The organism is Flagellimonas hadalis (assembly GCF_007785775.2).
GTDB classification, from domain to species: domain Bacteria; phylum Bacteroidota; class Bacteroidia; order Flavobacteriales; family Flavobacteriaceae; genus Flagellimonas; species Flagellimonas hadalis.
This window is the reverse complement of record NZ_VNIK02000009.1, coordinates 1-17,914: the sequence shown is the minus strand read 5'-3', so window position 1 is coordinate 17,914 and position 17,914 is coordinate 1. Positions and strand designations below refer to the sequence as shown.

20 protein-coding genes and 1 pseudogene are annotated in these 17,914 nt (G+C 46.4%); 15 read left to right on the top strand and 6 right to left on the bottom strand.

What is annotated here, in order from left to right:
- Positions 1-94: 94 nt before the first annotated feature.
- Both ubiE and porT read left to right on the top strand, forming a co-directional pair.
- Positions 95-823 (top strand): bifunctional demethylmenaquinone methyltransferase/2-methoxy-6-polyprenyl-1,4-benzoquinol methylase UbiE, encoded by a 729-nt coding sequence (gene ubiE / locus FOT42_RS13005; protein ID WP_151890985.1) that lies wholly within the window; start codon positions 95-97, stop codon positions 821-823.
- A gap of 4 nt (positions 824-827) precedes the next feature.
- A complete protein-coding gene (gene porT, locus FOT42_RS13000) occupies positions 828-1,526 on the top strand; it encodes a type IX secretion/gliding motility protein PorT/SprT (protein ID WP_151890984.1) in 699 nt (232 codons plus the stop codon).
- Between the two features lie 61 nt (positions 1,527-1,587).
- On the opposite strand, the gene FOT42_RS12995 is transcribed toward porT, so the two are convergent.
- Positions 1,588-2,304: a TrmH family RNA methyltransferase gene (locus tag FOT42_RS12995; protein ID WP_151890983.1), complete on the bottom strand. Its 717-nt coding sequence runs from the start codon at positions 2,302-2,304 to the stop codon at positions 1,588-1,590.
- Between the two features lie 24 nt (positions 2,305-2,328).
- Here FOT42_RS12995 and tamL point away from each other — a divergent pair, with 24 nt between their 5' ends.
- The 10 genes from tamL to FOT42_RS12945 all read left to right on the top strand — a co-directional run bounded on the left by tamL (position 2,329) and on the right by FOT42_RS12945 (position 13,104).
- Entirely contained in the window at positions 2,329-4,920 is a 2,592-nt protein-coding gene (tamL, locus tag FOT42_RS12990; RefSeq protein ID WP_151891089.1) for a translocation and assembly module lipoprotein TamL, read from the top strand.
- Positions 4,921-4,974: 54 nt separating this feature from the next.
- Complete coding sequence (gene fbaA, locus FOT42_RS12985; protein WP_151890982.1) at positions 4,975-6,042, top strand: class II fructose-bisphosphate aldolase; 1,068 nt, start codon at positions 4,975-4,977, stop codon at positions 6,040-6,042.
- A 33-nt stretch (positions 6,043-6,075) separates the two neighbouring features.
- A complete protein-coding gene (gene accD, locus FOT42_RS12980; RefSeq protein ID WP_151890981.1) occupies positions 6,076-6,936 on the top strand; it encodes an acetyl-CoA carboxylase, carboxyltransferase subunit beta in 861 nt (286 codons plus the stop codon).
- Between the two features lie 98 nt (positions 6,937-7,034).
- Positions 7,035-7,304 (top strand): 30S ribosomal protein S15, encoded by a 270-nt coding sequence (gene rpsO / locus FOT42_RS12975; RefSeq protein ID WP_151890980.1) that lies wholly within the window; start codon positions 7,035-7,037, stop codon positions 7,302-7,304.
- A gap of 2 nt (positions 7,305-7,306) precedes the next feature.
- Positions 7,307-7,507 (top strand): hypothetical protein, encoded by a 201-nt coding sequence (locus FOT42_RS12970; protein ID WP_151890979.1) that lies wholly within the window; start codon positions 7,307-7,309, stop codon positions 7,505-7,507.
- Between the two features lie 18 nt (positions 7,508-7,525).
- Entirely contained in the window at positions 7,526-9,769 is a 2,244-nt protein-coding gene (locus tag FOT42_RS12965; protein ID WP_151890978.1) for a polyribonucleotide nucleotidyltransferase, read from the top strand.
- Between the two features lie 169 nt (positions 9,770-9,938).
- The gene (locus FOT42_RS12960; protein WP_072878578.1) at positions 9,939-10,802 is read left to right on the top strand and encodes a sigma-70 family RNA polymerase sigma factor; all 864 of its coding nucleotides are present in this window, start codon (positions 9,939-9,941) and stop codon (positions 10,800-10,802) included.
- Between the two features lie 187 nt (positions 10,803-10,989).
- Complete coding sequence (gene rpe / locus FOT42_RS12955) at positions 10,990-11,649, top strand: ribulose-phosphate 3-epimerase (RefSeq protein WP_151890977.1); 660 nt, start codon at positions 10,990-10,992, stop codon at positions 11,647-11,649.
- Positions 11,649-12,629 carry a YpdA family putative bacillithiol disulfide reductase gene (locus FOT42_RS12950; protein WP_151890976.1) on the top strand — a complete coding sequence of 327 codons (981 nt, stop codon included), beginning with the start codon at positions 11,649-11,651 and terminating at the stop codon, positions 12,627-12,629. The genes rpe and FOT42_RS12950 overlap by 1 nt, the downstream gene beginning before the upstream one ends.
- A gap of 106 nt (positions 12,630-12,735) precedes the next feature.
- Positions 12,736-13,104 (top strand): DMT family protein, encoded by a 369-nt coding sequence (locus FOT42_RS12945; RefSeq protein WP_151890975.1) that lies wholly within the window; start codon positions 12,736-12,738, stop codon positions 13,102-13,104.
- 9 nt (positions 13,105-13,113) lie between these two features.
- Here the strand turns inward: FOT42_RS12945 and FOT42_RS12940 are convergent, their stop codons facing one another.
- The 5 genes from FOT42_RS12940 to FOT42_RS12920 form a co-directional block, all read right to left on the bottom strand.
- The gene (locus FOT42_RS12940) at positions 13,114-14,157 is read right to left on the bottom strand and encodes an ATP-grasp domain-containing protein (protein ID WP_151890974.1); all 1,044 of its coding nucleotides are present in this window, start codon (positions 14,155-14,157) and stop codon (positions 13,114-13,116) included.
- Positions 14,158-14,160: 3 nt separating this feature from the next.
- On the bottom strand, positions 14,161-14,880 hold the full coding sequence (locus FOT42_RS12935; RefSeq protein WP_151890973.1) for an NRDE family protein: 720 nt from the start codon (positions 14,878-14,880) through the stop codon (positions 14,161-14,163).
- Entirely contained in the window at positions 14,868-15,353 is a 486-nt protein-coding gene (locus FOT42_RS12930; RefSeq protein ID WP_151890972.1) for a DinB family protein, read from the bottom strand. The genes FOT42_RS12935 and FOT42_RS12930 overlap by 13 nt, the downstream gene beginning before the upstream one ends.
- A 2-nt stretch (positions 15,354-15,355) precedes the next feature.
- Positions 15,356-16,009, bottom strand: coding sequence for a LysE family transporter (locus FOT42_RS12925; protein ID WP_151890971.1), 654 nt, complete (start codon positions 16,007-16,009; stop codon positions 15,356-15,358).
- A gap of 75 nt (positions 16,010-16,084) precedes the next feature.
- The gene (locus FOT42_RS12920) at positions 16,085-16,531 is read right to left on the bottom strand and encodes a YHS domain-containing (seleno)protein (protein ID WP_151890970.1); all 447 of its coding nucleotides are present in this window, start codon (positions 16,529-16,531) and stop codon (positions 16,085-16,087) included.
- A gap of 421 nt (positions 16,532-16,952) precedes the next feature.
- Here FOT42_RS12920 and FOT42_RS18355 point away from each other — a divergent pair, with 421 nt between their 5' ends.
- The 3 genes and pseudogenes from FOT42_RS18355 to FOT42_RS12910 form a co-directional block, all read left to right on the top strand.
- On the top strand, positions 16,953-17,159 hold the full coding sequence (locus FOT42_RS18355) for a hypothetical protein (protein WP_226789892.1): 207 nt from the start codon (positions 16,953-16,955) through the stop codon (positions 17,157-17,159).
- On the top strand, positions 17,156-17,587 hold the full coding sequence (locus FOT42_RS18350; protein WP_226789891.1) for a hypothetical protein: 432 nt from the start codon (positions 17,156-17,158) through the stop codon (positions 17,585-17,587). Before FOT42_RS18355 ends, FOT42_RS18350 begins: the two co-directional genes overlap by 4 nt.
- Positions 17,588-17,728: 141 nt before the next feature.
- A pseudogene (locus tag FOT42_RS12910) lies at positions 17,729-17,914 on the top strand (hypothetical protein); the annotation flags it as partial.

Genomic DNA, 17,914 nt, shown 5'->3' with positions numbered 1-17,914 from the left:
CGGAAAGTTTCCGCTATTCCTCGGCAAAATTACACAAATATTTTTGTCTTCCTCCCAGATGGCTAAGTTGTATATTTGCCAGCAAATAAAAGCCATGTCAGAAAAAGTGACCCCCTATAAAGAATCCGGACTGGGAAAAAAAGAGCAAGTTAGGCAAATGTTCGATAACATTTCCGAAGATTATGATGGACTGAACAGGGTGATTTCCTTTGGCACCGACATTAAATGGCGCAAGCGCATTGTTTCCTTTTTAAAGGAAAAATCCCCAAAAACCATTCTGGACATTGCAACCGGCACGGGTGACCTTGCCATAGCCCTGGCTCCCACGGGTGCGGAGAAAATCATTGGCCTGGATCTCTCCCCCGGAATGCTGGAGGTGGGAAAGGAAAAGGTTTCGAGAAAAAAACTGCAGGACACCATCGAAATGGTGGTGGGCGACAGCGAGAACCTTCCTTTTGAGGACAATTCCTTTGATGCCGTGACGGTGGCCTTCGGGGTCCGGAACTTTGAAAACCTCGAAAAAGGACTGGAAGAAATACGAAGGGTACTGAAAAAAGGGGGAAATCTGGTCATTTTAGAAACTTCGGTACCCACCAAGACCCCGTTCAAGCAAGGATATCGCATCTATACCAAATACATCCTTCCCCTGATTGGAAAGATCTTTTCCAAAGACCGCTCGGCCTACTCTTATCTATGTGAATCCGCCTCGGTTTTTCCACATGGGCAGGCCTTCAACAATATTTTGGCCAAAATTGGGTTTATAGGAATAGAGAACAAACCCCAGACGTTGGGAGTAGCCTCCATCTATGTCGCCACAAAATAGTTTGATGAAAAACGTCCTTATCCTGTTTGGGCTGCTGATCCTGACAAGTCCAAAATCCAACGCACAATTTGGGGAAGATCCCATTCTCAACCTTCAGAACGAGGACAAAAGATTTTTGAACTGGGGCTATTATCTGGGTTTTAACCAATATGATTTTCAGTTCGAGTACAAGGACGATGTGGGCCGGGACATCTTGGTCGACAAGAGTTTTGGGTTCAATGTAGGTTTGATCGGCGAGTTGCGCATCAACGAATTTCTGGATGCCCGTTTTGAACCGGGCCTCCTGTATACCGCACGCACCCTTGGATTCCCTGGCTTCACCACCCAGGCCGATGCCATTCGCGAAGTGCGCTCCACCTACATCCGCTTTCCTCTTTTGCTGAAGGCCAGCACCAAAAGGATCGGTAACTGGAAACCCTTTATCGTGGGCGGTGTTTACACTTCGATGAACCTTGGGAGCAAAGAGGACAGTTTGGACGACAACAGCAGTGGGGAGTTCCGTATGAAGAAAAACGTCTATGGCTATGAATTGGGCTTCGGCATCGATTTTTACACGGAATATTTTAAGTTCTCGCCTTCGATAAGGGGTGTTTTTGCCCTTACGGATGAACTCGTCCCTGACAACGACCCCAACAGTCCATGGACGGGGAACATCAATGCCATGCGGACGCGGGGCATCTTCATCAATTTTACGTTTGAATAAACTGGATTATTGAATATTTATACTTCTGTAAGTCCAAGAATCCAATCATCTAAAAATCCAACTACCTCCTTATTTCATTGAGAAGGATCGCAGTGGCAGTGGCCACGTTCAAGCTTTCGGCGGTGTCGCCCCCGAACTGCGGAATGGAGATCCGCTCCGTGACCCACGCACCTACCTCATCGGAAATGCCATTGGCCTCATTGCCCATCACCAAAACACCTTTGGAAGGAAGTGCTTTCCCATACACCGGTTCACCATCCATGAAAGCACCAAAAACGGGTTGATCGGCACTTTTCAAAAATTCATGAAGAGGAGTATAAACTATGTTTACCCTTGCTATGGAACCCATAGTGGCCTGAAGCACCTTCGGGTTGTAACAATCCACCGTGTCCTCCGAACATACCAATTGCCGTATCCCAAACCAGTCGCACAAGCGTATGATGGTCCCCAAGTTGCCCGGATCGCGCACGGCATCCAAGACCACTACCCAATCCGACACTTCTGTTTTTAGCAGCTTGGGCATATGAAACACCCCCAGTACCCCGTTGGGCTGTTTCAAACTGCTCATCTGTTTCAGAATGGCCCCGGAAACGAGTTCTGTTTCCCCAAGCCCACTCCCCTTCCATGTCCCATCCACTAAAATTTTGAACGGTGCCACGCCCGCCTGCAGCAACTCTTTCACCAATTTTTCACCTTCAACCACAAAGAGTCCGTGTTGAGTTCGGTACTTTTTTTGCTTTAGGTTTACAACTAGTTTAATTTGGTTTTTTGTAACCATCTAAATCGTGTATTTTTGGCGTCTATGAGGGGTTCTTTAGGTCTAATGGGCAACCGTGCAAAAATAGGGCTATTGTTGCTTATGTTGAGCACAATGGGTTGCAATACGCTCAAAAAGGTGGGGGAAGATGAATTATTGCTTACCAAAAACTCCATTTATGTGAATGAGGAGAAAGTCTCCACGAGCGAGATCAAAGGCCTCATTTCCCAAAAACCCAACAGCAGTGTCCTTGGTTATCCCCTCCGCCTGAACCTGTACAATCTCGCCAAGGAAAATCCCGATTCTTCGTTCCAAGACTGGTTGCACAGAAAGGAAAAAAGGGAAAAGCGCCTGAACAACCTCCTTTCCCAAAAACAAGTGAACCGATTGCAGGAATCCTTCATCGTAAAAGGGGCCAGTGAATTTCTGGAGCGGGTCGGCGAGCCACCGGTGGTCATCGACACCTCGCTTACCCGAAAGTCCGTTGAGCGGTTGGAAGCCTACTACAACAGCAAGGGGTATTTCAACAACAATGGTTCTTATGAAATAGTCGAGGGCAAAAAAAACAGAAAGGCCGAGGTGGAATACAACATGACCCTGAACAAACCCTACATCATTGATACCGTCCAGAAAAACATCACCTCGCCCGAACTTGATTCCATCTACAACATTTCCGCCAGACGGAGTTATGTAAAAAAAGGGGATCAGTTCGACCTGAACAACTTCACCTTGGAGCGGGAACGGTTGACCACCCTTTTTAGGAATTCGGGGGTCTATAACTTTCAGGAAAGCTCCATCAATTACGATATTTTAAGGGACACCATCAAAAGTGCCGATGACCAGCTCATGGACGTGCAACTGAACATCAAAAAGTTCAGGAGCACCACGGACAGTTCCGACACCAATGCGCCCTATAGGATAGCCCGTCTCAAAAAAATCAACATTTATGCGGATCACACCATAAATGGCGGCCCTGATTCCCTAAAAACGTTGGATTACGAAAATTACACCATTCATTATAATGATAAACTCAGGTACAGGCCCAAAGCGCTCACCGATGCCATTTTCTTTCAAAAAGACAGCATCTATAGGGACTTGGACCGGATCAGGACCTACAGACAGATTACCAACCTGAACACCTTTAAGTACCCCAACATTGAATTTATTGCAGATTCCACCCAAACGGAGCTGGTTTCCAATATCTATTTGGCCGCAAAGCCCAAATTCTCGTTGAACCTGAATTTTGATGTCACACATTCCAATATCCAACAAGTGGGAACGGCTTTCAGTACATCTGTGATCACGCGGAATGTATTTGGAGGCGCGGAGACTTTGAACATTTCGGCAAGGGGATCTATCGGTCTTTTGAGCGATGCGTCGCTCTCCAATGAAACCTTCACTTCGGAACTTGGCGGGGACATCAACATCACCTTCCCAAGGATCTGGTTCCCTTTCAATACAGAGAAAATAATCCCCGGCTATATGTTGCCACAGAGCAGGCTATTGGCCGGTACCAATTTCCAGAGGAACATTGGGCTGGACAAACAATCGCTGAATTCCATATTATCGTACAACTGGTCCCCAACGGACAGGCTGAAGAACAACCTTGAACTGTTGAACGTGGAGTTTGTGCGCAACGTGAACCCCGACAACTTCTACAATGTGTACCGCAACACCTTTTCCAACCTGGACAACATTGCGGATGATTTTCAGGACGACCCGCAATATGCAGATCTTTTTGAAATTGTTGACAATAATGTCGATTCCCTTCGCCTCACCATCCCTGAAGGTGCAAACACCTTTGTACAGGATGCCCTGGATGGGAATATCACCGGACTGTCACCCGATCAGTTGGACGAGGTGAACAGCATTGCGGAGCGCAGAAGACGATTGACGGACAACAACCTGATCTTTGCCAGTAACTTTACCCATACCAAGAACAGCAAGTCGGGCATCAATGACAACGATTTTTACCAATACCGTATCAAATTGGAAAGTGCCGGGAACGTCCTGTCGCTCATGTCCAACATTGTGCCCTATAACAAAAATGACAATGGACAACTTTTGGTGTTCGGGGTTCCGTTTTCCCAATACATCAAGTCGGAGTTCGACTATATTCGGCATTGGGAAATCGGCGATTCACAGGTGATCGCGTTCAGGAGCTTTTTGGGCATGGCGGTTCCCTATGGAAATTCGGACAACATTCCCTTTGTGAGGAGTTATTTTGCAGGGGGTTCCAACGACAACAGGGCATGGAACGCCTACGAACTTGGACCCGGGAAGACCAGCAACATCAACGATTTCAACGAGGCCAACCTGAAAATGGCCTTCAACGTGGAATATCGATTCCCCATTGCCGGGGACGTAAAAGGGGCTTTCTTTGCGGATGCGGGCAACATCTGGAACGTTTTTGACAACGAAAGTAACCCCGATGCCATATTTCAAGGAATCTCATCATTGGCAGATATAGCGCTGGGCACGGGACTGGGCCTTCGTTATGACTTCACCTATTTTGTGTTCCGTTTGGATGTCGGGTTCAAGACCTACAATCCTGCAAGAGTGGGGTCCGATCGTTGGTTCAACGAATATAACTTCAGGAATGCGGTCCTCAATATAGGGATCAATTATCCTTTCTAGAGGAAATATTTTATTACTTTTGTTCCCTATTTTAACTCGAAACCATCTTAAACTATGTCCCATAACATTAAACCCGGCGTTGCTACCGGTGATGAAGTACAGGCAATTTTCAAACACGCAAAGGAAAACGGCTACGCACTGCCCGCGGTAAACGTGATTGGATCTGACACCATCAATGCAGTAATGGAAACGGCTGCCACACTAAATTCTCCGGTCATCATCCAGTTTTCCAATGGAGGGGCACAGTTCAATGCCGGCAAGGGACTTTCCAATGAAGGTCAAAAAGCGGCCATCCTTGGAGGGATTGCCGGTGCAAAGCACGTGCACCAACTGGCCGAGGCCTATGGGGCAACCGTTATCCTTCATACCGACCACTGCGCCAAAAAATTGTTGCCTTGGATCGATGGGCTTTTGGATGCCAGCGAAGCACATTTCAAGGCCACAGGGAAACCTTTGTACAGTTCACACATGATCGATCTTTCCGAAGAACCTTTGGAAGAGAACATCGAACTCTGCAAGGAATACCTGAAGCGAATGAGCAAAATGGGCATGACCCTCGAAATCGAATTGGGTATCACCGGAGGTGAAGAGGACGGCGTGGACAACTCCGATGTGGACGATTCCAAACTCTACACCCAGCCCGAAGAAGTGGCCTATGCCTATGAAGAGCTTTCAAAAATCAGCCATAGGTTCACCATAGCGGCAGCTTTCGGCAACGTGCACGGGGTCTACAAACCTGGAAACGTAAAACTGACCCCAAAGATTTTGAGAAACTCACAAGAATATATTTCGGAAAAATACGGTGTGGAACACAACCATATCGATTTTGTTTTCCACGGTGGGTCAGGTTCCACTTTGGAAGAGATCAGGGAAGCCATCGGATATGGGGTCATCAAAATGAACATCGATACCGACCTCCAATACGCCTTTTTGGAAGGGGTAAGGGATTATGTACAGAACAAATCGGCCTACCTTCAGGCCCAGATCGGAAATCCTGAAGGAGATGACCAGCCCAATAAAAAATATTACGACCCAAGGGTTTGGTTGAGGGAAGGTGAAAAAACCTTCATTGCACGCCTGAAAAAAGCTTTTGAAGACCTGAACAACGTAAATACGCTGTAAATCTAAGTCCTCATCTAACTAAATATTGATTACATGTCGTCTTGGTTTAAAAGAAAGGAAAAAGGAATACAGACAGCAACCGAGGAGAAAAAGGACACCCCGAAAGGGCTATGGTACAAATCCCCCACAGGAAAGATCGTAGAGTCCGAGGACCTCGCCAAAAACTTCTATGTCAGTCCCGAAGACGACTACCATGTCAGGATCGGGAGCAAGGAATACTTTGAAATCCTTTTTGATGACAACAAGTTCAAGGAACTGGATGCCAACCTAAAGTCGAAGGATCCCTTAAAATTCGTGGACACCAAAAAATATTCCGAACGCCTGAAGGCCGCAGAACAAAAAACGGGCCTGAAAGATGCCGTCAGGAGTGCCGTGGGCAAGTCGATGGGAAAGGAACTGGTGGTTTCCTGTATGGACTTTGCTTTCATTGGAGGCTCCATGGGCAGTGTGGTAGGTGAAAAAATCTCACGCGCCATTGACGTGTCCATGAAGAAGAAGATCCCGTTCCTGATGATCTCCAAATCCGGGGGTGCCCGTATGATGGAAGCTGCGCTGTCCTTGATGCAGTTGGCAAAAACATCCGCTAAACTGGCCCAATTGGCCGAGGCCAAAATACCCTACATCTCCTTGTGTACGGACCCTACCACGGGTGGGACCACCGCATCCTATGCCATGTTGGGGGACATCAATATTTCTGAGCCTGGTGCCTTGATCGGATTTGCAGGACCAAGGGTGGTCAAGGATACCACAGGAAAAGACCTTCCGGATGGTTTCCAGACCGCTGAATTCCTAAAGGAACACGGATTTTTGGATTTTATCACCCATCGTAGGGATTTGAAGAAAAATGTCAACCTTTACATTGATTTGATCACCAATCAACCCATCAGGTCGTAAAAACGGGCATATTCGCTCCTTAGTCCAAAAAAAGAATTATCTTTGCGCGCTGATCGAAGGTCGATCGATACATAAAAATCATTTAAATAAATATTGGAATGTATTTAACCAAAGAAGTAAAAGCCGATATTTTCAAGAAACACGGCGGCTCTGAGAGCAACACCGGTTCTACGGAAGGGCAGATTGCACTGTTCACGCACCGTATCAACCACTTGACAGAACACCTTAAAAGGAACCACAAAGATTACAATACCGAGCGTTCCTTGGTAAGACTGGTAGGTAAAAGACGTAGTCTTTTGGACTATCTGAAGAAAAAAGATATTGAAAAGTACCGTATTCTCATCAAAGAGTTGGGTATCCGAAAATAAAAATGGAAGGGGAGGCCTTGGCTTCCCCTTTTTATTTTACTGGATTTATTCCAGTTTTTTCAAGTCCCGATCCAAAAATCGGGCAAACACAAAAAGCTACTTATAGTTTTTCATTGGTCAGTGCCCTTGGCACACAACAACAACACAACCCGACCGCCCGGATGGCGGTAGACCAAATGTTTAACGACCCGAATCATCATTGATCGGGTAAGATTATTTTTATGATTCCAAAAGTTTTTAGAGAGGTCATCGACCTTGGTGACGGTAGAACGATTTCTATCGAAACCGGAAAATTGGCAAAACAGGCCCATGGCTCTGTGGTTGTCCAATCAGGCAAATGTATGTTGCTATGTACAGTTGTCTCCAATTATCAAGCTTCGGATGTGGACTTTTTGCCACTTACCGTAGATTATCGTGAAAAATTTGCCGCCGCAGGTCGCTACCCCGGTGGTTTCTTCAAGCGTGAAGCAAGGCCCAGCGATGGTGAAGTGCTTACCATGCGATTGGTGGACAGGGTTTTGCGCCCTTTGTTCCCCAAAGATTACCATGCGGAGACCCAGGTCATGATCCAATTGATGTCGCACGACGAAGAGGTAATGCCGGATGCCATGGCAGGATTGGCCGCATCCGCAGCCATCCAATTGTCCGATATTCCCTTTGAATGCCCGATTTCCGAGGTCCGTGTAGGCCGGGTGAACGGTGAGTTCGTTATCAACCCTACCATGGCACAATTGAAGGAGTCCGACATCGACATGGTGATCGGTGCTTCCGAAGATTCCGTGATGATGGTGGAAGGCGAGATGGGAGAAATTTCCGAAGAGGAAATGGTAGAGGCCATCAAATTTGCCCACGAAGCCATCAAGGTACAATGCGCCGCACAGGTCAGATTGGCCGAAGCCGTTGGTAAAAAAGAAACCAGAGAGTACGAACAGGCCGTTGAAGACGAAGCGCTTCAGAAGAAAATCCATGACATGGCCTATGACAAGGTCTATGAAGTGGCCAAGGCCGGTTCTTCCAAAAAAGAACGCAGTGAGGCCTTTGCCAATATCAAGGAAGAAATCAAGGCCGCTTTTTCCGAAGAGGAATTGGAAGAAATTGGCGGATTGGTTTCCAAATATTATCACAAAGCTGAAAAAGAGGCTGTCAGGAACCTTACCCTGGAAGAAGGCCTTCGTTTGGATGGAAGGAAAACCACCGACATCCGCCCTATTTGGTGCGAAGTGGATTACTTGCCATCCGTGCATGGTTCGTCCATCTTCACCAGAGGGGAAACACAGGCATTGGCAACAGTGACCTTGGGAACTTCCAGAGAGGCAAATCAAATCGACATGCCCTCCTACGAAGGTGAGGAGACATTCTACCTGCACTACAACTTCCCTCCTTTCTCAACAGGGGAGGCAAGACCCATCCGAGGTACCTCCCGTAGAGAGGTTGGACACGGTAACTTGGCACAACGTGCCCTAAAGGGCATGATCCCTGCCGATTGCCCATACACCGTTCGTGTGGTTTCCGAAGTATTGGAATCCAACGGTTCCTCTTCCATGGCCACCGTTTGTTCGGGCACCATGGCATTGATGGATGCCGGTATTCAGTTGAAAAAACCCGTTTCCGGAATCGCCATGGGATTGATCACTGATACCGAAAGTGGCAAGTATGCCGTTCTTTCCGATATATTGGGTGATGAGGACCACTTGGGCGATATGGACTTTAAAGTGACCGGTACCGCAGATGGTATCACCGCTTGCCAGATGGACATCAAGGTAAAAGGACTTTCCTACGAAATCTTGGTAAAGGCTTTGATGCAGGCCAAGGATGGAAGGTTGCATATCCTGAAAGAATTGATCGACACGATCGCAGCCCCAAGGCCAGAGGTGAAACCTTACGCTCCAAAAATCATTACCCGAATCATTCCTGGTGAGTTCATCGGTGCACTGATCGGTAAAGGTGGAGAGGTGATCCAAGACCTTCAGAAGAAATCCAAGACCACGATTGTCATCAACGAAGATCCCGATACCGAAGAAGGTATTGTGGAAATTTTGGGTACCGACCAAGATGGCATCAATATGGTATTGGCCAAAATAGACTCGTTGATGTTCAAGCCTGAAGTGGGCAGCGTTTACGAAGTGAAGGTCATCAAGATGTTGGAATTTGGCGCCGTGGTGGAATACACCGAGGCTCCTGGCAACGAAGTATTGCTCCACGTGTCCGAATTGGCCTGGGAGCGTACTGAAAATGTTTCCGACGTGGTCAACATGGGAGATGTCTTTGACGTGAAATACTTAGGTATCGACCCAAGGACCAAAAAGGAAAAAGTGTCCAGAAAGGCCTTGTTGCCCAAACCGGAAGGTTATAAAGAAAGACCTCCAAGAGATGATCGTGGTGGTGACAGAAGAGGTGGCGACCGAAGAGGTGGTGACCGTGACCGCAGAGGTGGCGATCGTGACAGAAAGCCCAGAAGGGACTAAGTCAACTTTCATATTATAAGAAAAACCCTGGGGAAATATTCCCAGGGTTTTTTTCGTTTTTAGAAAACTTTCACAAAGAAATTTTACCAAAATGTAACTTTTTAAATTTTTCAACGTATAACCTAATGAGCCTCTGCTCACAAACTTAATTTGAAGGGAAAATTTTTAGATGAGACAGTTAAAGATTACAAAACAGGTTACCAATAGGGAAACCGCTTCGTTGGACAAATATTTGCAGGAAATCGGCAAGGTGGATCTGATCACCGCCGATGAGGAAGTGGAGTTGGCACAACGGATAAAGGCGGGAGACCAAGTGGCTCTGGAAAAATTGACCAAAGCCAACCTTAGGTTCGTCGTTTCCGTGGCCAAGCAATACCAAAACCAAGGACTCACCCTTCCCGATTTGATCAACGAAGGGAACTTGGGATTGATCAAGGCCGCACAGCGTTTTGACGAGACCCGTGGATTTAAATTTATTTCATACGCCGTTTGGTGGATCCGCCAGTCCATTCTTCAGGCCTTGGCAGAACAGTCCAGGATCGTACGTCTGCCCTTGAACAAAATCGGCTCCATCAACAAGATCAACAAGACCTTTGCTTTCTTGGAGCAAGCGCACGAACGTACCCCATCTGCCGAGGAAATTGCCAAAGAATTGGACATGACCGTGGAAGATGTGAAGCAATCCCTGAAAAATTCAGGCCGTCACGTATCCATGGACGCCCCTTTGATCGATGGTGAGGATTCCAACCTCTATGATGTATTGCGAAGTGGGGAGTCCCCCAACCCGGACAAGGAACTTTTGCACGAATCCCTGCGCACGGAAATCGAGCGTGCCTTGGAGACCTTGACCCCTAGGGAGGCCGATGTTATCAGGCTTTATTTCGGTTTGGCCGGACAACATTCCATGACCTTGGAAGAGATCGGTGAGACTTTTGACCTGACCAGGGAAAGGGTACGCCAGATCAAGGAAAAGGCCATCCGAAGGCTAAAACACACCTCCAGAAGTAAGATTTTAAAGACATATCTGGGATAAAGTGCTAAAAAAACACAATAAATTACAGTTAAACATACCTTAAATTGTTTTTTTGGCAGGAAAGTTGTAATTTGTGTACCTACAACAGTTAATCATGACTGTTCGTTTTTTGATTGATGAATAAACTCCGGCTGATTACCGGAGTTTTTTCATTTATAGGAACCTTGTAATTGGCTAACTTTGCACCATGGACAAGACAATAATCGCCCCTTCGTTACTGGCCTCTGATTTTGCCAATTTGCAACGTGATATCGAAATGGTGAACCAAAGTGAGGCCGATTGGTTCCATTTGGACATCATGGACGGGATGTTCGTTCCCAATATTTCCTTCGGGATGCCCGTGGTGGAAGCCATTGCCAAACATGCCAAAAAGCCATTGGACACCCATTTGATGATCATGGATCCCGACCGTTACATCAAAACCTTTGCGGAACTGGGTGTGGACCATCTTACCGTGCACTATGAGGTTTGCCCCCATTTGCACAGGACTTTGCAGGCCATAAAGGCAGAGGGCATGAAGGCCGGGGTGGCCATCAACCCGCACACGTCCATCAACCTATTGGAAGATACCATCCAAGATATCGATATTGTGCTCGTGATGAGCGTAAACCCCGGTTTTGGGGGACAATCGTTCATTGAGAACACCTATCAAAAGGTGAAAGACCTGAAGAATCTGATCCAACGAAAAAATGCAAATACCCTAATCGAGATCGACGGGGGCGTGAATGCTGCCAATGCCAAGAAACTGGTGGAACATGGCGCCGATGTTTTGGTGGCCGGCAGTTTTGTGTTCAAAAGTAAAAATCCGACAGAGACCATCAAAGATCTAAAAGAAAGAACACTATAATGCAGGATTTTGATGTTGCCATCATTGGAGGCGGACCCATTGGCATTGCCTGCGGGCTGGAGGCCAAAAAAAGAGGCCTCAGCTATATCATCATCGAGAAAGGGCCCATTGTCAACTCACTGTTCAATTACCCCATCAACATGCAATTTTTTTCCTCTTCGGAAAAATTGGAAATAGATGGTATCCCCTTTATCAGCAAGGAGGCCAAACCCAAGCGCAATGAAGCATTGGAATACTATCGGCGGATAGTCACCTCCAATAATCTGGACATCCATCTGTTTGAAAAGGTCATTTCGGTGGAAAAAGAGGGGGACTGGTTCCAATTGGACACTGACAAAGACCGGTATAGAGCCAAAAATGTGGTCTTGGCGACAGGTTTCTACGATTTGCCCAACCGGATAAACGTGCCTGGTGAAGATTTGCCCAAAGTATCCCATTATTATAAGGACCCCCATTTTTATGCCAGTCAGAAACTGGCCGTTATCGGGGCCAGCAATTCTGCCATCGATGCCGCTCTCGAATGCTGGCGGAAGGGTGCAGAGGTCACTCTTATCATTCGCGGGCCCGAAGTGGGTCCAAGGGTAAAATATTGGGTGCGTCCGGACATCATCAACCGAATCGAGGAAGGCAGCATCAAGGCGTATTACAACAGCACGGTGAAAGAGATCACTCCGAAGGAAATCATCATCGATACCCCAGAGGGAGAGACCATTTTGGAAAACGATTTTGTCCTTGCACTGACCGGCTACATGCCCAATTTTGCTTTTTTGGAAAAGCTGGGCATTGCACTTTCCGATGATGCAAAGCGAATTCCATCCTATGATCCCGAGACCATGGAGACCAATGTGCCTGGACTATTCCTGGCAGGGGTGATCTGCGGCGGGATGGAGACCCATAAATGGTTCATCGAAAATTCCCGTATCCATGCCCCCATCATTATGGATGCCATTGGAAAAAGAGGAGCATCAATCGCAAAGTAAGTGTATTCGTTTTAAGTCACTTCCAAATTAGAGATTCAAGCATGCAAAAATTCGGGCAAAGATTTACCTTAGCCTATACAATCCACATCAAACTCTGTATACTTCTATGAAAGCACTTGCCACCATCGGGCTGTTGGTTTTGAGCAATACCTTTATGGTGGTTGCTTGGTACGGTCACCTCAAATTCCACGAGTGGAAATGGTTCAACAAACTCGGTCTGATTTCCATTGTACTGATCAGTTGGGGAATTGCCCTTTTTGAATATATGTTCCAAGTACCTGCGAACAAGATCGGATTTCGGGAAAACGGCGGACCGTTCAGTCTTATTCAATTGAAAGTGATCCAGGAAGTCATCACTTTGGTGGTCTTTGCCATCTTCACCTTGGTCGTCTTCAAAACGGAGACATTTAGGGCAAACCATATCATCTCCTTTATTTTTTTGATCTTGGCGGTCTATTTTATGTTCAAGAAGTAAAACAGTCATTTAGAGGGTCTCCAGTTGTGCCTGCAATACTCCATTTTCCCGCAGCATGGCCCTTCCATCCCTGAAACTCAAATAGGAATGCCCCTTTTGATGGTTGAGCATGCTCACCTCGCACATCATGCCCCAATGCCGTGTGATCTCCTTCCACGCAAACCACAATGAATGCTTGGGGTCGTAGATGTGGGTGGCCTCTCCCCCTGCCCCATTGATCTCGATCACGCTGAAATTTTTGCCTTGGCAAAGGTCATCAAAGGTATGGTAGAGCACATCCAACCTACCGTAATGAAAATCTTCCATGGGAGTGCAGATTTCATTTATGGTCTTGGTGAGTGCATCGTTCAATTGATGGCTGATGTCCACAAATTTGGCACCCCTTGTGTGACTTCCGTAGGGAACCAGGATATACTCATCACCCTCTTCCAAAACAGTGTATAATCGCTCCCCCAATTTTTTTTCCAATCTATGCAATTGGAGATGGCTTCTCGGGTTTTTCTTGATGAGTTCCAATACTGTGCTCTTTCCGTCACCAACAACGGAAAGAAACTCCTTGGACACGATTCCAGTAACCTTTCCGAGGGCTTCTCCTGGTTTTCGGACATAAAAAACACCCACTTCGTTTCCATAGGGAATCAGTTCCTGGGCCAGATAGTGTGAAGGGGTTTTCCGTACATATTCCCTGAACTGCAGCTCATCATGTATTTTTTCCACCCCGAAGGATTTCATGCCTATGTCGGGTTTGACAATAAAGGGATAGGTTATGCCCGAAGCCCGTATCCGGCCCAAGGCCACATCAGGGGCTTCATCCTTGGAAAGAAACACCGTGTTGGGAATATATTGCCGGGGTATGAGCCCGTAGATCGACATTTTGGATTCCATGGCCATTCCCCCATTTTTCATGCTGGGATTGGCGGCATTGAAAAAGAAAAAGGAGCCTGCCTTTAGGGAATAGTATAGCCAAACTGGAAACAGAGGATAATAAATGACCCACAACGGCCAATATTCCCAGTGGGTGAGCTTGTGCCACTTCAATTTTAGGGAAACCATTCTTCAAGCGGTGAGTTGGTTCGATGAAAAAGAGACCTCAAATACCTTATCGTTCAGCAGGTCGATGTGCTTCAGCAAGTTCTGTCCTTCCTGTTCCAGTATGGCCTGGGTGACACTGAAGGTCTTCAGTCCGGTTTTGCGATCTATCACAAATCCATTCTCAAAATCCTCGTTGTTGTTGGTATGGAAATCCACCACATCCGAAGCGTCAACGGACTGGGTTCCTTTCATAAATTTATCGAACAACGAAGACCGATGCCCGATAACGGCATCATCATACAAGGTAACAGACGACCAGATATGGCTTTTGGTCTTGTCCAAGGGCCTAAAATATTTTTGCCCACCATCCCATCTGAATTCCAACAAATGGACATGGAACAACACCAGGGTGAAGGGTTCTATGTTATGAAGATCGATTTCTGAGAGCATGGCCACGGGATCTTCGGCACCAATGATGTCCAAAAGGACCAACCCCCGACTTTTCACATAATCACCAATGGACCTGTGTTTGACAAAGGCTCCGTTCAGCAACACGGCAATGGCCCCATTTTCGTTGAGGGCAAACCAAGTGCCCCCGGCCTTGGGATCTTTGGGAAAGAGCACTTTCATGGAACCTAAGGTCTCTTCCTTGGGTTCATGGGCCAACGGGCGGGAGATATGCTCATCCCTGTTGGAGGTGATCATATACTTATCCCCCGAAGGGACAAAACTTACTGTGCACATGCTTTTCTAAATTGTATGGTAGATGGCGCCACCCCGAAAGATTCTGGGAGCTGCTTTTCCGTAAAATGTTGGATGCCCACTTTGATGAGCGCATGGTGGTGGATGGTATGTTCAAGGTTGTACATCACCTCCCTGTGGTAATTGGATTCCAAACAGAGATCCTCCCCTCCCAGTTCATAATTGACCTTGATAGGCTTGTTCGGGCGCTCCAACCGGGCCTGTATCCAACTCAGTTGTTCAATGGCAAAGGGGAGCTCCTCAGCAATTTTCAGGTTGCGTTCCCTTCGATCATAGGAAACATCGGCGGCCTCGTAACCATTGATCAAACAAAGGTACAGTTCAATGATATGGCGTGTATGCTGGCCAATACTGGAGTCGGAGAGTACACTACATGACTGCGCATAGCAATCCTTCGGCAATTCCAAAAGGATGTGCTTAAACTGCTCAAGGGTATCCAAAGAAGATTTGAACATACTTACTCAATTTTATGATGAATTCGTTTTTTGATGAATAGAAACATAAGGTAGAAAGAAAATCCAAGGTACAACAACCCCATCAACAGATTTGTAATGGCATGATAGTGGCCGTAGTTGGCAAAAAGAAACTTACCCGCAACGATAAAAATCCCCAACCCGATGAGAGTCCCCAATCCAATGCCCAGCATGTAGGACACATAATGACCGTTCGAACTCTGTAAAATCCCTTTGTGGTCCAGTGCTTTGTTCCAAGTCAACCAAAAAGGAAACTGCAAGGGGTTCAGTGTGCTCAGCAGTAGGCCCAATGCAAAGGTTGACTTTATCTGGGGGGAAAAATCCGCTTTGGAACCGGTTACCGGAACGCTCTCCATTTCCATAAAACTGGACAAGGACAAATAGAGCAAAAAAACAATCCCGAATGGAAGGATATACTTCAGGGCTTTTGCTCCCAAGTGGAACCTTTCATTCCCGTAGAGGGTGATCCTGACCACTGAAAGCTCTACCAAGACCACGGCCATGGCAAACCAAATTGCCGAAATCAAACCCTGTGATGCCGCAATGTCAAAAGCCGTAAGGTTGAGCGTTCCAAAGGGCAAGGCCCCAACGAAGCTGATCAACAAACCATAAAAACAGACTTTTGCGTAGTTGGGCATATAAGGGATTAGTTGTTAATGGAATTCCAAAATGCAGGAACAAGCTGCATATTAGACTTGGATTTCTTCGGAATGTTACGGCTTCTTGATTTTTTTCCAGTTCTCGTCCGCTTTGGTTTTCAGGTCATTTGGAGATTCTTGGAGCCATAAATCCAACGTATTGGTATTGCCTGCGTTGTAGAACAGGTACAGTTTGCCTTCCCTGATCTCAAAAGTTTCCGGGTCCACCTTTACCTTTTTTCCAGATACGGCTACCGCATAGGCACAATAGCCTCCATATTCGGGCAGATATAGTTCAGGTTTGGTCTTGAACTTTTCCATATTGGATTGGCTCATAAACTTATATTTTATCCCATCATGCTCGGCCGTGTATTCCTTGCGACCTTCTTGGGCCTTGCCTGAAAAATAGGAAACCACGTCATATCCATTGGCAGCATAGCCCTTTTGGGTATTGTAATCAACGGTCTGTGCTTGGGCCAAAACCCCGATGGCCAAAAAAAGGGTGAAGAATGCTTTTTTCATGTGTGCTTGTTTTTCGTTTCATAAACCAACGAGGGAAACCCAATGGTCCATGTTTGGGTTAGTCATAAGGATATTTTATTCCTTTCACAGATTTGTCATAAAATCCAAATTGGTTCCGACGAACGTCTATTTCTTGCCCTATAAAAACCAGTTCCACTTCTCCAAACCGCACATCCGTCAACTCAAAAGGGGCATCCGTCAATTGGCCCAAAAATACTCAACACCAGTTTCTAATTTTGGTCTTAGTAAGGTATTGACACAAATCCCAATACTAATCTTTAAACCAATCTTACCCACATTATATATACACCTTATATCTTATTTATGAAAAAAACACTTATACACCTATCAAAAATGTCACTTCTCCTTTTACTGGGAATGGGTATATTCATCGTTTCCTGTTCGGGTGAAGATGGTACAGATGGAATCAACGGAGAAATGGGAATCCAAGGAGTTCAAGGGGCACAAGGGCCTCAAGGAGTACCTGGAGAACAAGGGCCTCAGGGAGAGCAAGGGGTACCTGGGGAGCAAGGCCCGCAAGGAGAACAAGGGCCTCAAGGAGAACAAGGGCCACAAGGAGAACAGGGGGCTCAAGGAAATCCGGGTCAAGATGGAAGTGCCAATGTGATTGTTTCCGATTGGATGCAAATTGTTTGGGACAGTGTAGACAACAATGTACCTCCTACCTGGGGAGAAATGGTCATCGGGGAAATACCAGGTATTAATGACATCACGACGTTCCTTGATACAGGGGGAGTCGTTCTGCTTTATTTAAGGCGTGATATCGGTTTGGCAACCTTCACAACACCACTTCCACACGAGGACGGTTCGGAACGCCTCTTTTTTTATACAGTGACCTCTAACGATCCCAACGTTTTTGTGCCCGGATTGGTCATAAGAGGTGAATCGATCAATGTATCCTCAATGGAAAATAACAATAACTATTTGATTAAGTATGTAATTGTCCCTGCCAACATTGCCCAAGCCAATGATTTGACCAACAACATGCCCGAAAGTTTTAGTGAGGCTGCAACTTTACTTGGATTTCAACAATAAGTCTTCGGTCAAATGGAAATATTGGAATTGTGTGTTTAAAATCAATTCATTGCTCTTCCAGGTTTGCTGACGAGAAGAAAAAGCCAAAATAAACCACTCATGCCAACCTCATATTCATTTTTACTAATCAATATTTACTTTATGAAAACAACTCTTATAAATGTATCAAAATTGGCCCTTTTACTTTTCTTGGGGCTCGGCATCACCTTGGTCTCCTGTTCTGGCGAAGATGGCAAGGATGGAATCAATGGTGAAATGGGACTGCAAGGACCTGCTGGGCAGGACGGCACTAACGGTCAGGACGGGAATGCCAACGTGATTGTTTCC